The following is a 14,176-nucleotide window of genomic DNA, read 5'->3' on the forward strand; positions in this document are numbered from 1 at the left end:
CAGTGAAGCCACGGCGTCGTGCGCGCGTGGCTTCACTGTCGAAACTGAGGTGCTGAGAAGAGCCGGGACTACTTCTTGCCGAAACCCTTGAAGCGGGCGTTGAAGCGCTCCACGCGGCCGGCGGAGTCCATGATCCGCTGCTTGCCGGTGTAGAACGGGTGGGACTCCGAGGAGATTTCCACCTCGATCAGCGGGTAGGTGTTTCCGTCTTCCCATTCGATGGTCTTCTTGGACGTGGCCGTCGACTTCGTCAGGAACGACTTGTCGGAGGCGAGGTCGCGGAAAACGACGGCGTGGTACTGGGGGTGGATATCAGACTTCACAGGAATACCTTCTCTGGTTGCCTGGATTTTGCCAGGCACTGGGATTGAAAGCGGAAACGGTCCTTCGGGACCAGCTAGTAATCCTAGCGCAATCCGCCCAGCTGCGCTAAAGCGGGGGCCGTAATGGCCTGGGGCATGCCCCAGTCGGAGAATCCGACCTCCACCGAGCTGAGGATCTCATGTTCGAACCCGCTGATACTCAGGTGCGCCGGGCGCATCAGTTCGTCGAGCTCTATGTCGAGGGTGGCCATCTTGACGCCCTGCAGTTCGGGCCCGGACACCGCCGACAGCCGGGTATAGAGCATGCCGTCCCGTTCGCTGCGCGGTGTCACCAGGAACTCTCCGGAGTCCGCCAACAGGGCGCCGACGGCGGCCGGGTCGGCCGTGGCGGAGGCCGCCTCCACCAGGACCGCGGCGAAGCGCTCCTCCGGCCCGCCCTCGGCGTCGGCCGGTGTTCCTCCCTCCGGCGTGAGCAGGTACCCCTCGCCGCCGCTGACGATAATCTCCACCCCGTGCTCCCCGTTGCGCAGATGCAGGCCGAACTCGGGCGCCGTGCTCAGCACCGAGGTGTGCTCTCCGGCGGGAAGGCCGGTGGCGCGGGTCGACAGGGTCTGCTGCGCTCCGGTGCCGGCGCGCATCGACGCTTCGACGCAGGCACCCGCCTCCGCGGCGGGCAGCCGTTCCGGGAGCGTGCCGGTGAGCAGGGCACCGCAGGCCTTCACCACCTCGGCCGGCAGGGACTGCTGGCTCTGGGTCAGGGACAGCTCGGGGGCCTTCGTCGGCGCCGGCGTGGGCTTCGGGGCCGCGGAAGGTGCTGGTGCGGTGGCCACGGGTGCGGGCGATGGGGTCTTGACCGGCGCGGTCGCCAGGGGGGCGGGGGCGGTCAGCGGAGAGGATTCCGCTGCGTCGATCTGTTCGGCGAGCCGGCCGCATCCGCTCAGCGCGACGGCCGCGCCCAAGAGGAGCGCCGCGGCCACGGGGACGGTCCGTGCGCCGGGAGCCTTGAAGCGGGCCGATGGAGCGGTCACCCTCCCAGTGTTGCATCGGGTATCGGCGCCCGCTACTGCCGTTTTCCCGCGCCTTCCCCGCTAGGGGGTGCGGTAGCGGCACTCCCAGAAGGCGACGGCGGCCGCTGCGGCCACGTTGAGCGAATCCACTCCGGCGTGCATGGGGATCTGAAGCGACAGGTCGGCCTCGGCGAGGGCACCGGCGGAAAGGCCCTCGCCCTCGGTTCCAAGGACCAGCGCCAGCCGCTCGTGTCCGGCCGTTCCGACGTCCTGGACGGGCACCGAATCGGGCCCCAGCGCCAGCGCCCCGACGGTGAACCCCGCCTCCCGGAGGGCCGCGAGCTGCCCTGGCCAGTCCGTGAGGCGGACCCAGGGCACCTGGAAGACGCTGCCCATGCTTACGCGGATGGCCCGGCGGTAGAGCGGGTCGGTGCACCGGGGGCTGATGAGGACCGCGTCGATGCCCAGCGCCGCGGCGGACCGGAACAGCGCCCCGAGGTTGGTGTGGTCCACAATGTCCTCGAGCACCGCCACCCTGCGGGCCCCGGCGAGGACCTCGTCGAGGGTCCTCGGGGCCGGGCGGTTCATGGCGGCCAGGGCCCCCCGGTGGAGGTGGAAACCGGTGATCTCCTCGAGCGTGGCCTCGTCGCCGATGAACGCCGGAACCTCCGGGAACCGGTCGAGGACGTCCGAAAGGCCCGGCAGCCACTTCTCGGCGAGGAAGAAGGACCGCGGTGAGTGTCCGGCATCGATGGCGCGCCGCAGCACCTTGGAGCTCTCGGCGATGTACAGGCCGTTGGCGGGCTCAACACGGCGGCGGAGCTGGGTGTCGGTGAGGTTGCGGTAGTCCGTGGTGCGCGGGTCCCCCGGGCCCTCGAGCCGGATCAGGCCCACGCGCCCGCTCCCGGCGGAGCCGTGCGGTGCTGCGCCCCGGCCTCCGGCCTACGCGGTGCGGGCGACAGCACTGTAGCGGCCGTCGGCGCGGCTGACCTTCAGCGGCAGGCCGAACGCCTCGGAGAGATGTTCCTCGGTGAGGACGTCCTCGAGCGGTCCGGCGGCGACGATCCCGCCGTCTCGCATCAGCATCGCGTGGGTGAACCCGGGAGGAACCTCCTCGAGGTGGTGGGTGACCAGCACTGTGGCGGGGGCCTCCTCATCCTGGGCGAGTTCGGTCAGCCGGCGGATGAGGTCCTCACGCCCGGCGAGGTCGAGACCGGCGGCCGGCTCGTCCAGCAGCAGCAGTTCGGGATCTGTCATCAGCGCTCGAGCGATCTGCACCCGCTTGCGTTCGCCTTCGCTGAGCGAGGCGAAGGGGCGGTTCAGGAAGGTCGACATGCCCCAGGTGTGGAGCAGCCGGAAGGCACGGCGCTCGTCGAGCTTCTCGTACTGCTCACGCCAGCGGCCCGTCACACCATAGGAGGCGGTGACAACGACGTTGAGGACCGTTTCGTGCTCGGGGATCTGCGCGGCCAGGGCCGCCGAGGCGAGTCCGATCCGGGGGCGCAGGTCGAAGACGTCGACGGCGCCCATCACTTCGTCGAGGATCCCTGCCACGCCCGTGGTGGGGTGCAGGCGCGCTCCGGCGATCTGGAGGAGTGTCGTTTTTCCGGCTCCGTTGGGGCCCATGATGACCCAGCGTTCGCCCTCCTTGACCTGCCAGTCGACGCTGTTCAGCAGCGTTTTTCCACTCCGAACGAGGCTCACCCCGGCCAATTCAAGAACGTCACTCATAGCACTAGACACTAGGCTAAGACCGGGGTAGTTGGCGAAACCAGCACCGCCGTCCGGCCCCGCCCGTGGCACCCGTCCCGACCCACTGGGCACCCCTGCATCCCTGGAGGTTTAATGACCGCGCCGTTCCGAGTCGTCAGCTACGGTTTGAACGATTCCGAGGCGGGCTTCCTGGCCGTCGAGGACGCCGTCCGCGCCGCCGGCGCGAGGATCCTGGCGGCCAGTGACGGCGGTGACTCCCGGTACCGGGTGCGGACGCTCACGGTGGAGTACACCGGTCCGGTGGCGGACCTGCGTGCGGTCCTGCCGGGAGCGGGCGATGCCGCCGCCGGAGCGCCGGTGCGGCCGGTCGGGACCGCGGTGGTTCCCGGTGCGGTTTTCGGCCCGGGGCGCACGTTGCTGGTGCTCGACGTCGACTCGACGCTGATCAAGCAGGAGGTCATCGAACTGCTGGCCGCCTTTGCGGGCCGCGAGGCGGAGGTCGCCGCCGTCACGGAAGCCGCGATGCGCGGTGAAATCGACTTCGCCCAGAGCCTTCATGCCCGGGTCGCCGTCCTGGCAGGACTGCCCGAGGCGGTTCTGGACAAGGTCGGCGCCCAGATCGAGCTGAGCGAGGGTGCCGAGGTGATGGCGGAAGCGTTCCTCGGGGCAGGCCACCTTGTGGCGGTGGTCTCCGGCGGGTTCAGCCAGATCCTCGACCCGCTGGCGGCGCGCCTGCGCCTGACCCACGCCAAGGCGAACGTGCTGGAGATCCGCGACGGCCTCCTCACCGGTCGGGTGTCGGGCCGGGTCATCGACCGGGCGGAAAAGGAGCGCTCCCTGCGGCGGTGGGCGCAGGACGCCGGCATTCCGCTTGAGCGGACCATCGCGGTCGGCGACGGAGCGAACGACCTCGACATGCTCGGCGCCGCCGGGCTCGGGGTGGCGTTCAACGCGAAGCCCGCCGTGCGGGCAGCCGCGGACGCCTCCGTCGATCTGCCCTACCTCGACATTGTGCGGAACTTCGCGGGGATCTAAGGCCCGCACCGGCACCGTTCCCTGGGATCCCCAGCGGCGCGTAACAGGTCCAGCCGGCGCAGCGACAGTGTCGGTGCCGGTCACTACACTGGGACGCATGACCGGGCACGAACCGGCCCAGCCCCGGGCCGCTGCGGATCCCCTCGACGGCACGCGCGTGGACGCAGCCGTCCCTCCGACGCTGGACGGGGCGGATGCGGCGCCGCCGCCTGCGGACAGCGACGCCATCGACACCTCCCTGCGCACCCCGGCGGAGCGGTCCCGCACCTTCGCCGGGATCCTGATCAACACTGCCCTCGCCAATATCACCACCAGTTACCTGTGGTTCGCGCTGACGTTCTGGGTGTACCTGGAGACGCGCAACGTGATCGCCACCGGTGTGGTGGGTGGGGCGTACATGCTGCTCATCGCCCTCTCCAGCATCAGCTTCGGCACCTACGTGGACCGCTACCGCAAGCTGGCCGTGATGCGCTTCGCCGCGGGCTTCACCCTCGTCATGTTCGTGCTGTCCGGGATCATGTTCGCCCTGGCGCCCACACCCGCGCTGCTTGACCTGACCCGGCCATGGTTCTGGGTCTTCACCCTGATTATCCTGATCGGCGCGGTGGTGGAGAACCTGCGCAACATCGCCCTCTCCACGACGGTCACCATCCTCATCGAGCCGGACCGGCGGGCCAATGCCAACGGGCTGGTAGGCATGGTGCAGGGCCTGATGTTCATCGTCACCTCGGTGCTGTCCGGGCTGTCGGTGGGGCTGCTGGGTATGGGCTGGACGATCGTCGTCGCCCTGGTGTTCACGGCGCTGGCTTTCGCGCACCTGCTGACGCTGAGCATGCCCGAGGAGGTGCGCGCGGCAGCGACGGACGCCCACGGCGGCTTCGATTTCCGCGGCTCACTGGCCGCTGTGCTCGCCGTGTCGGGGCTGTTCGCGCTGATCCTGTTCTCAACCTTCAACAATTTCGTCGGCGGCGTCTACCTGGCCCTGATGGATCCCTATGGGCTTGAGCTTTTCCCCGTGGAGCTGTGGGGCACCTTCTTCGCGCTCGGTGCCACCGGGTTCATCGTGGGCGGCGCGCTGATTGGCAGGTTCGGGCTGGGAGCCAACCCGCTGCGCACCATGCTCCTCGCGGTGATCCTGATGGGGGTCCTCGGCGCGGTGTTTACGCTGCGGGAGTGGGCGTGGCTGTACATCGCCGGCATCTGGCTCTACCTGGTGCTCGTGCCCTTCGTCGAGGCTGCCGAGCAGACGGTCATCCAGCAGGTGGTGCCCCTGCAGCGGCAGGGGCGGGTGTTTGGGTTTGCCATGGCGTTCGAGTCCGCGGCAGCCCCTATCACCGCGTTCCTCATCGCCCCGATCGCGCAGTTCTGGATCATCCCGTATGCACGCTCCGACGAGGGCGCCGCCCAACTGGCTCCGCTGCTGGGAGAGGGCACCTCCCGCGGCATCGCCCTGGTGTTCTTGGTGGCCGGAATCATCCTGATTCTCGCCGCCCTGCTCGCCTTCCTGACGCCCGTGTACCGCCGCGTCTCGGCATCGTATGCGAAGACCGCGGCGGAGGCCAAGAGCGCCGCCAGCGCCGCTCCGACGTCCCCGCGGTGAGGCGCAGTCCGGGAGCCCGGCCAGCCGGTCACCCGCTGGTCGCACAGCTGCACCCCCCGTACTGTCGATGGAGTCGGCGGTGGTCCGCCGCACCATCAGGGATCCGCGACAGGGGGACCTGATAGCCTCGATCGCTAGTTGGACGGCTCTGGAGGGGGTCCTGAATGTGGTTTGACTCATGGGCGCAGATTCTGAGGGTGCTGCTCATCGGCTCGGTTTCCTATGCCGCCCTGGTGCTAGTGCTGCGGGCCTCGGGCAAGCGCACGCTGGGGCAATTGAATGCCTTTGACTTCATCGTCACCGTTGCGTTCGGGTCGACGCTTGCCACGATCCTGCTCAGTTCAGACGTCGCCTTCCTGGAGGGGGTCACGGCCCTGGCACTGCTCGCGGCACTTCAACTGGTCGTCGCCTGGGTATCGGCGCACTGGCCCCGGGCGCGCTCCTTCGTCACCGCGCAACCGGTTGCCCTTGTCATCGACGGAAAGCTTCAGCACAGCCAGCTGCGTCGAAACCGGCTGACAGAGTCCGAGGTGCTGCAGGCGGTGCGCGGCAGCGGGTTCGGGGACCTCTCCAGCATCGCCGCCGTCGTGCTCGAGACGAATGGGACGATCAGCGTGATCGCCCAAGCCAAGGCCGGCAGCGGGTCGGCCCTGGATGGTGTGGCCAACCGTTTCGGGGAAGAATCGCCGTGACGGGGCCCGCCGCCGGGCCCGGCACCGCTCCGGCGGCGTCCGACAGACTCCGCAGCGCGGAGGTCCTCGCCCGCCGGCTGGATAAACCCATGGGGATCCTCGGCGTGATCTTCCTCTTCGTGGTCCTTGGGCAACTCCTCGCCGAGGACCCGGCCGTGGTCCTGGCCTTCAGCATTGCCGGTTGGGTGTTCTGGGCCGTTTTCGTCGCGGAATTCCTGCTGCGGGCCTATCTTGGCGGCTTCAGCAGGGCGTTTTGGGCGAAGAACTGGTGGCAGCTTGTCTTCCTGCTCGTGCCGTTCCTGCGGTTCTTCCGTGCGCTCCAGGTCCTCCGGATCGTCCGGATCGCGCGGTTTGCCCGCTTCGGAGGGATCCTGTCCGCGGGAATCCGGGGGTCCCGGTCGGCGGGTCGACTGCTCTCGAGCCGGATCGGCTGGCTCGCGGCCGTGACCGCCGTCGTGATCCTCGCCGCCAGCCAGCTGCTCTACGCAACCGGTTCCCACACCTCCTACACCGAGGCGCTTTTCGAAGCCGCGATGGCCACCATCACCGGGAGCGGACTGACCCCGACGGATCCATTTGCCCGCATTCTTCAGGTGCTGCTGGCGGTCTACTCGGTGGCCGTGTTCGCGACCCTTGCCGGATCCCTTGGGGCTTTCTTCCTACGGGACCAGGACCGGGCCCGGGCCCCGGAGGCACCGGTGGCGGATGAGGCCGGACACCGGGCGCGCCCCCGGCGGGAAGGGTGAGCGTGCAACCGACCGTGGCACAGAGTGTGGTGGGCGCACTCCTGATCGCCGTGCTCCTCGCGGCGCTGCACCTGGGCGCCCCGCATATCCGCAAGCTGCCGCTCGTTCCCGAGCGGTACACCGGCTCCTTCGCGGGAGGCCTCGCCGTCGCCTATGTCTTCCTGCACCTGCTGCCCGAGGTGGCCGAGGGCAGCAATGCCATCGGAGAGGCTTTGGAGGATTCCCTCACCGTCACTCCCCTGCTCGACCTGGGCATCTTCGTTGTCGCGCTCACCGGATTCACACTGTTCTACGGGCTCGAGCGCATGGCCGCACGCGCCGGGGACCGCAGCGGTGGGACAGACTCCGGCTCCGCGGGAGTCTACTGGCTCCACCTTGCGTCCTTCATGGCGTACAACGTGCTCATCACGTACACCATGGCGCTGCGGGTGCGCACCGGAGTCCTGTTCGCCGTTCTCTTCACGGTCGCGATGGGTCTTCACTTCATCCTGACGGACCGCGGCCTGGAGGAGCACTACCCGCGGCGCTTCAGGTCAACCGGCCGCATCCTGCTGGCCGGGTCCCTGCTGGCGGGATGGGTGCTCTCGGCCCTGTTTGCGCCGACCAGCACCCTGGTCGTGGCGTTGCTGACCTCCTTCCTTGCCGGGTCGGTGCTGCTGAACGTCTTCAAGGAAGAACTGCCCTCCAACCGAAACTCAAGCTTCGCCTGGTTCGCCGTGGGCCTCGTGCTTTACGCAGTCCTCCTCACGGTCATCACCGCGCTCAGCGAATAGCGGGGGAACGCGCGCTGTCCTGGTGGTGCCGCACAGCCAGGCGCACGATGCTGCCTGCCACCCGGTCCACCGCATCGAAGGACTCGAAGAAATCCGTGCTGGAACGGTCGCAGTCGATGCGGATGAAACCGTCGTGGAGCAGGCGGTCGCGGCATGCCATCGGCAGGTCGGCGACAGGGGTAGCGAACGCTCCGCGCAGCCCCGATACCCTGCCGCCTCCGCCGGCCTCCATCTGCGATGACGGTACGCGGTCGCGTCCAAGCTCCACGGACCTCACCACACCGACCCGTTCGCCCGCCCGATCGAAAACCTGCATTCCCTCACGGATCCTGCCGAAAATGTTTATGCTTCCAGTCCCAACTCCTCTGCCCCCGGGTTTCCGAGGAGCACAATCGTCGGATCTGTTGCGTGTTCTGGGCAGTGCCTGCCGCTTATCTGCTTATGTCGGGGCCACCTCATAGGCCTCGGTTTGTCCGCCTGCGTCCGGCGCGGTGCCCGCCGGTTATCGCTGCGCTCCCGGCGCGGGGGCGGACCGAGCGGCCCCGCCTAACTGCGGCGGTAGCCGGCGGCGTCTGCGGGAGGATGGCGCCGCTCTTCTCCCAGCCTCGGCAAGCATCCGGTGCGTGGGACCCCTGGTCTATTCCATCGTTACCCGGGACCGGTCCCTGCGACCCAGCTGTGACCGGAACGTCACCAAGCTGTGGTGCGGGCCCCGAGGGGCGGAGCGGAGTGCCATCGGGCACCGGAACCTCCACAGCCTTCCGGTCGCCGCCTGCCCGTATCATCAGTTCCGTCCGTGATCCGGGCGGGGCCGACCGTCGGTCCGGGCGTCCTGGGCCGTGTTTGGGGCTAGGGCAGCGAGTCCGGCGCGGCGGGCGAGGTCACCCGGTTGGCGCCTGGAGGCGTTCGACCGGCCGGCCCGTTCTGGCGGATTTCCAGCCGACCAATGCAACGCCTGCCAGAAGCGCTCCGAGACCTCCGACCGCGAGGTCGGCCATGGTGTCGTTGTATCCGACGTGGATCTCCTCGGTGAAATAGGCATTCGCCGCCCATTCGAAGAACTCCCAGACAACCGCAGCGGAAAGTCCCAGGGCCAAGGTCATGGCTGCGATGGAACGGCCGCGAAGCACCTGCCCATCAGCGGTGCCCGGGGTCAGACCCGTGCGGGCCTGCACAAGGAACAGTGCCGCCGCCGTTGCTCCGGCCGTAATGAAGATCCCACCAGGAGATGGCCCGATAGAGCCCGGCGATCCCGCTCCAGGTCGCCACGAAAATATTCAGGCAAAAACCGAAATCGAAGGGACCGGGCAGGCGGGTGATCCGTGGAACGAGCAACCCAAGAAACACGATGGCAAAGCCCAGTGTGTCGGGCAGCCCCATCCCGGCCGCGCACACGCTGATGCTGAGTGCAGCGAGCAGTCTGACGACGTCGGCGGCCCGGCGGGTGCCGTGATGCCATGATCGGGCCGCTGTCGGCGTACTCTCTGCCATGGTGTGTCCCTTCCCGTTGTTCGGCGCGGCCCCGTCCGGCGCTCCGGACGGGGCCGCGCATCCAGTTGACGGTCAGCTGTCGGCGGGGACAGCGGTATCGACGCTCTTGGCCTCGACGTAGGGTTCACCGTCCCAATCTTCGAATGCCTCATCATCAAGGTCGATTCCCATTTCCTCCTCGACTGTTGGAAGGTCAAACGCCTCACGGACGACCCCTGTGACGCTGACCGTCAGTTCCGGGGCCACCTCGGGCAGTTCCATGTCATGCACAACCAGCAGAGCCTCGACGGTGGTGTCGTCGGTGCCGGCGATGGTGAATGACATCGGAGACATCACCTCGTTCACATCTGCGGACAGGGTCACTTCCTCCCCGACATAACTCTCCCGATCGTCGAAGAACGTGCTGTCATAGACCCCGTTGTAGGGTTCGACTCCACCCGGCGCCTCGGTGCCATCGGCCTCCTCGTCCACGATGTCTTCCACATCGGCGCCCTCCTCGGTGCCCGCGGTGCTGTCGCAACCCACGAGCCCCAGTGCGGTAATCGGCAGCATCGACATCGCAGCAGCCCGCATCGCCCATCGTTTCCTGGTCATCGATTCCATGACTCCTCCATATCGCTGGGGCCGGCAGCGCATCCGGTCCGCATTGTGGTTGGTTCCCCGCGCCGTCCAAACAACCTAGGCAGCACCGCTTCCGGTCCCCAACCGGCTTCATGGGTCTGTGACCTCGAGACGGGGCGCGAGACCGGGTTGTGGCGCAACGTATACCGGACCGACGCCCGAGGTGGACCGGCCCAGCCGGGGCGTTTACCGGATTGTGAGGTTCAAGCCGCCGAGATGGTGTACATAATGGGTCGATGGCATCGAACCCACATCAGCCCCGGCGGAGCAGGCGTGCACCCGCCGGATCCGGATCGCCCGCGGCGAGAAGACCGGGGAGAGCAGCCCTGCTGATCATTGCCGGCGTCGTCGTGAGCGCCGTTCTGGCGGCCATCAACGGCCTGCAACTCGCCTCCCTGCAGCGCGCAACGGGCGGCCTGGCCATGCCCGATACCCTGTTGACCGGGTACGACAGCGACTACATCACCCGCGTGCAGTCACGCATGACCGACGAACTGTACGAGCGCTACGGAGCATCCCACTACCTTTGGGATGTCCTGTTCCCGGTCGTCTTTGCGGCCACTGTCATGCTTCTGATCTCCACCATCACCCGCGGCAGGAAAATCCGGTGGTTTCTGCTGCCCGTCCCGGTGGTCTACGTCGTGGTCGACATCACTGAAAATCTGCTCCTCGAGGCGGTCTTCGCGGCGGAGTCTCTGGGGCCCGGCGCCGTTGCCGCCGCGTCGACGTTCACCATCCTGAAATTCGTTCTTTTCGCCGCGGCTGTGGCCGCGGGTCTTGCCGCTCTCCTGACCAGACCGAAGAACGCGGCGCCGCCGAAGCGCTGACACCAGCTGAACAGGGGGCAGCGGCGCGCGTCGTTCTGATCCTCCGCACCGAGCGGATCGGTGCATGTTGACCCGCAAGGTGCGACAGGCAGGCCCGCCGGGGACATCGGCGCGAACCCCGGAATGGAAGACGCCGCCTTCCGCACCGGCGACCCGGAGATCCCGTTACGGCTGATGCCTGGGAGCGGTTAGTCTTCTGGCATGACGTGCACCGAGGAAGACCCAGGAGCCCGCCCCCGGACCCGGAGTGGGCAGCAGTGAGCGGGCAGGTCTCCCGGAGCACCCTCCGGGATTCGCTCCGCACCCAACTCTGGCCCATTCCCCTGCTGGCGCTGTTCGTGGCCCTCATCCTGGGTCAGCTACTGCCACTCCTTGACCGTGCCATCCAGGACCGGGTTGCACCGCTGTTGTCGGGTCTGCTGTTCAGCGGAGGTCCCGAGGCGGCCAGATCGCTCATGGAAACCATCGCGGGGTCGCTGGTCACGGTCACGTCGCTGACCTTCTCGCTCACGGTGGTGACGCTGCAGCTGGCCAGCAGCCAGTTCTCTCCCCGCCTGCTGCGCACCTTCACCCGCGACCGGTTCGTCCACAACACGCTGGCCCTGTTTCTCGCCACGCTGGTGTTCGCGCTGACCGTTCTTCGCAGTATCAGGGCGGAGACCTCGACGGACCCCGGATTCGTCCCCGAGATCTCCGTAACGTTCGCCTTCGTTCTTGCCGTGGCCAGCGTCATCGCCCTCGTCCTTTTCCTGGCGCACCTGTCACGGCAGATTCGGGTTGAAACCATGCTGCGGGACGTCCACGCGGAGGCCAACGTGGCCATCGCCCGGATCTTCCCCGAGGATGACCAGCCCCGGCCGGACAGCGGATTCGCTGGGAGACCGCACGGCGTGGTTCTGGTCAGCAGTTCATCCGGGTTTTTGACGGGAATCGATGAGGACCGGGCGTTGAGTGCCGCAACCGATACGGGGGTCCTCATCTCCGTGGACGCCGCCCCGGGCAGCTCCCTCATCGTCGGAATCCCCTGCGCGAGGGCCTGGGACCCCGACGGGACGGCCATTGATCCGGCAGTGCGGGAAACCGTGGAAAAGAAGCTGAACGCCGCCCTCAGGACAGGCTTTGAGCGCACGTCCGTACAGGATGCCGGATTCGGGCTCCAGCAGCTGCTCGACGTCGCCAGCCGCGCGCTCTCCCCGGGGGTCAACGATCCGACGACGGCCGTTCACGCCGTGGCCCACATCTCCGCGGTTCTGTGCTCGCTGGTATCGCGGAATGCCGGCCCCAAGACCCTGCAGGACGAGGACGGCACGCCCCGGGTGAGGTTGACATACCCAGGCTTCCCCTCCCTGTTGGACCAAGCCATGGGACAGCTGCTCACCTATGGCATGACCGACCCCCGGACCGCGGAGCGCACGGTCCAGATGCTCCGGGAAATCGCCTGGACCGACACATCCGGGCGGCACCTCGACGCTGTGCTCCACCAGCTCTCCCGGACCCGCGCCGCCCTGGCCGATTCCGGCTTAAGCGACTACGAGCGGAAGCGGCTGGAGGAGTGCTGCGGCACCGTCGAAGCGGCCACAGCAGGGGTGTGGCCCGCGGGACCCACGATGGACCGCTGAGATCCCGTACACGGCTCTTTCACCGTAGTACCGACTGACCTGGACGGCGAAGGCGCAGCGGCCAGGGTAGGGCGCGCAGCCCGCCGCATCGTCAGCCCTGCGGCACGAAGCCGCGCGCTCCCCCGACCAGTTCGGTGTGGCCGGTCGGCACGTCGGCGGTGACCATCTTCACGATTTCCGAAGCGAACTCCGCCACTGAGTACAGCTTGCCTGCTTCGCTGCGCCGCGCCTCGATCGCACCGGGGGCCGCGCGGTCCAGCAGGGTTGCGGTCACCGTGCCCTCGATCATGTCGCCGGAGACGATGACAAGGCGTATACCCTTCTCCTCGAGCATCGGGATGAGGTCGCGCAGGGCGTCCTCACCGGCGCGCTTGCTGCGGGCCACCGGCTCGTAGGCGTCCATGGTGGGCACGGTGTCGATGAAGTGCGCCTGATGGCTGGTGACAAACACCACGCGGGAGCCGGCGGGCATGACCTCCGCGGCGGCCTTGAGCATATTGACCTGGGCATCCCGGTTGAGCTTCAGCGCATAGTCCTCGCCGACACCGCTCTCCATGCCTCCCGACGCATTCAGCACCAGCAGGCCAAGTCCTCCGAAGCTGCTCACCGCGGCGGCGACCAGTGCGGCCGGGCCCTCGGAAGTGGTCAGGTCGGCGCCGACTGCGACGGCCCGGCCGCCGGCACCCTCGATCCCGGCGACCACCTTGTTGGCCCGGGGGGCCTTCTGCCGGTAGTTCACCACGACGGCCGCGCCTTCGGCGGCGAGCAGCTGGGCCACATCGGCCCCGATGCCCCGTGATGATCCGGTGACGATTGCTCCAATGCCGTCCAATGCACCCATGACTACTCCTTCTTGGCGCGGGCTGGTTCCCACGCATCGTGACTTCGCGTTTCCGGTGCGGCGGCAGCGGACGCTGCCGCCGGAATGCTGATGGGGCCTAGTGGCCCATGCCGAGGCCGCCGTCGACCGGGATGACGGCGCCGGAGATGTAGCCTGCCTCCTCGCTGGCGACCCAGCGCACCACCTTGGCCACCTCGTCCGGGGACGCGAAGCGCCCGGCGGGGATGGTGGCCAGATAGCTCTTGCGGGTGTCCTCGGGAAGCTCCGCCGTCATGTCGGTGTCGATGAATCCCGGGGCGATGACGTTCGCGGTGATGCCGCGGGAGCCCAGTTCGCGGGTAAGCGAGCGGGCAATGCCGACCAGCCCGGCCTTGGAGGCGGAGTAGTTGATCTGGCCGGGGGCGCCGTAAAGACCGGTCACAGAGGAGATCAGGATGACGCGCCCGCGGCGCAGCCGGATCATTCCCTTGGAGGCGCGCTTGATCACCCGGAATGCACCGGTGAGGTTTGTATCAATGACGTCGGTGAAGTCGGTTTCGCTCATGCGCAGCAGCAGCGTGTCGCGGGTGATGCCGGCGTTGGCGACGAGCACCTCGACGGGCCCGTGGGCGGCCTCGACCTCGGTGAACGCCGCGTCGAGCTGCTCCTCACTCGTCACGTCGGCCTTCACGCCCAGCAGTCCCTCCGGCACCTCGCCGCTGCGGTAGGTGATCGCCACCTTGTCCCCGTTGGCAAGGAACGCATTCGCGATGGCAAGCCCGATGCCCCGGTTCCCACCCGTGACGAGGACGCTGCGTCCGGGCCTGTCTTCATCGCTGCGACTTGTTTCCTGCACAGGGATCCTCCGCTTCTCGCTACACGTTGTTACTTAACGAACTCATGTCAAAG

The 14,176-nt window shown here is 67.9% G+C and carries 17 protein-coding genes; 7 read left to right on the forward strand and 10 right to left on the reverse strand.

Going from position 1 to position 14,176, the window contains the following annotated elements; all coding sequences use genetic code 11:
- Positions 1–68: 68 nt before the first annotated feature.
- From GVV86_RS13170 to GVV86_RS13185, 4 genes are all read right to left on the reverse strand, one after another.
- Positions 69–323 carry a type B 50S ribosomal protein L31 gene (locus GVV86_RS13170; protein WP_120168169.1) on the reverse strand — a complete coding sequence of 85 codons (255 nt, stop codon included), beginning with the start codon at positions 321–323 and terminating at the stop codon, positions 69–71.
- Between the two features lie 83 nt (positions 324–406).
- Positions 407–1,351 carry a hypothetical protein gene (locus tag GVV86_RS13175; protein WP_159616415.1) on the reverse strand — a complete coding sequence of 315 codons (945 nt, stop codon included), beginning with the start codon at positions 1,349–1,351 and terminating at the stop codon, positions 407–409.
- A gap of 60 nt (positions 1,352–1,411) precedes the next feature.
- A complete protein-coding gene (locus tag GVV86_RS13180) occupies positions 1,412–2,224 on the reverse strand; it encodes a TrmH family RNA methyltransferase (protein WP_159616413.1) in 813 nt (270 codons plus the stop codon).
- Positions 2,225–2,272: 48 nt separating this feature from the next.
- Entirely contained in the window at positions 2,273–3,061 is a 789-nt protein-coding gene (locus GVV86_RS13185) for an ABC transporter ATP-binding protein (protein ID WP_159616411.1), read from the reverse strand.
- 114 nt (positions 3,062–3,175) lie between these two features.
- Between GVV86_RS13185 and serB the strand changes: the two genes are divergently transcribed.
- The 5 genes from serB to GVV86_RS13210 all read left to right on the forward strand — a co-directional run bounded on the left by serB (position 3,176) and on the right by GVV86_RS13210 (position 7,889).
- On the forward strand, positions 3,176–4,078 hold the full coding sequence (gene serB, locus GVV86_RS13190) for a phosphoserine phosphatase SerB (RefSeq protein ID WP_159616409.1): 903 nt from the start codon (positions 3,176–3,178) through the stop codon (positions 4,076–4,078).
- A 97-nt stretch (positions 4,079–4,175) separates the two neighbouring features.
- Positions 4,176–5,678: an MFS transporter gene (locus tag GVV86_RS13195; RefSeq protein WP_159801280.1), complete on the forward strand. Its 1,503-nt coding sequence runs from the start codon at positions 4,176–4,178 to the stop codon at positions 5,676–5,678.
- Between the two features lie 164 nt (positions 5,679–5,842).
- Positions 5,843–6,370 (forward strand): DUF421 domain-containing protein, encoded by a 528-nt coding sequence (locus GVV86_RS13200; RefSeq protein ID WP_159616405.1) that lies wholly within the window; start codon positions 5,843–5,845, stop codon positions 6,368–6,370.
- Positions 6,367–7,116, forward strand: a complete 750-nt coding sequence (locus GVV86_RS13205; protein ID WP_159616403.1) for a hypothetical protein — start codon at positions 6,367–6,369, stop codon at positions 7,114–7,116. Before GVV86_RS13200 ends, GVV86_RS13205 begins: the two co-directional genes overlap by 4 nt.
- Entirely contained in the window at positions 7,113–7,889 is a 777-nt protein-coding gene (locus tag GVV86_RS13210) for a hypothetical protein (protein WP_159616401.1), read from the forward strand. Before GVV86_RS13205 ends, GVV86_RS13210 begins: the two co-directional genes overlap by 4 nt.
- On the opposite strand, the gene GVV86_RS13215 is transcribed toward GVV86_RS13210, so the two are convergent.
- The 4 genes from GVV86_RS13215 to GVV86_RS13230 all read right to left on the reverse strand — a co-directional run bounded on the left by GVV86_RS13215 (position 7,879) and on the right by GVV86_RS13230 (position 9,974).
- A complete protein-coding gene (locus tag GVV86_RS13215; RefSeq protein ID WP_159616399.1) occupies positions 7,879–8,205 on the reverse strand; it encodes a hypothetical protein in 327 nt (108 codons plus the stop codon). The two genes, GVV86_RS13210 and GVV86_RS13215, sit on opposite strands and share 11 nt — an antisense overlap.
- 565 nt (positions 8,206–8,770) lie before the next feature.
- Positions 8,771–8,992: a DUF2238 domain-containing protein gene (locus GVV86_RS13220; RefSeq protein WP_159801278.1), complete on the reverse strand. Its 222-nt coding sequence runs from the start codon at positions 8,990–8,992 to the stop codon at positions 8,771–8,773.
- Positions 8,993–9,026: 34 nt separating this feature from the next.
- Positions 9,027–9,380: a hypothetical protein gene (locus tag GVV86_RS13225; protein WP_159801276.1), complete on the reverse strand. Its 354-nt coding sequence runs from the start codon at positions 9,378–9,380 to the stop codon at positions 9,027–9,029.
- A 72-nt stretch (positions 9,381–9,452) separates the two neighbouring features.
- The gene (locus tag GVV86_RS13230; RefSeq protein ID WP_159616395.1) at positions 9,453–9,974 is read right to left on the reverse strand and encodes a hypothetical protein; all 522 of its coding nucleotides are present in this window, start codon (positions 9,972–9,974) and stop codon (positions 9,453–9,455) included.
- 263 nt (positions 9,975–10,237) lie between these two features.
- On the opposite strand from GVV86_RS13230, the gene GVV86_RS13235 reads away from it, so the two are divergent.
- Positions 10,238–10,828, forward strand: coding sequence for a hypothetical protein (locus GVV86_RS13235; protein WP_159801274.1), 591 nt, complete (start codon positions 10,238–10,240; stop codon positions 10,826–10,828).
- Between the two features lie 257 nt (positions 10,829–11,085).
- Complete coding sequence (locus tag GVV86_RS13240) at positions 11,086–12,447, forward strand: DUF2254 domain-containing protein (RefSeq protein ID WP_159801272.1); 1,362 nt, start codon at positions 11,086–11,088, stop codon at positions 12,445–12,447.
- 91 nt (positions 12,448–12,538) lie between these two features.
- Here GVV86_RS13240 and GVV86_RS13245 read toward each other — a convergent pair whose 3' ends face one another.
- Entirely contained in the window at positions 12,539–13,288 is a 750-nt protein-coding gene (locus GVV86_RS13245) for an SDR family oxidoreductase (RefSeq protein WP_159801270.1), read from the reverse strand.
- A gap of 97 nt (positions 13,289–13,385) precedes the next feature.
- The gene (locus tag GVV86_RS13250) at positions 13,386–14,123 is read right to left on the reverse strand and encodes a beta-ketoacyl-ACP reductase (protein ID WP_159616387.1); all 738 of its coding nucleotides are present in this window, start codon (positions 14,121–14,123) and stop codon (positions 13,386–13,388) included.
- Between the last annotated feature and the right edge of the window lie 53 nt (positions 14,124–14,176).

Source organism: Arthrobacter zhaoguopingii, assembly GCF_009828595.1.
Classification (GTDB): Bacteria; Actinomycetota; Actinomycetes; order Actinomycetales; family Micrococcaceae; genus Arthrobacter_D; species Arthrobacter_D zhaoguopingii.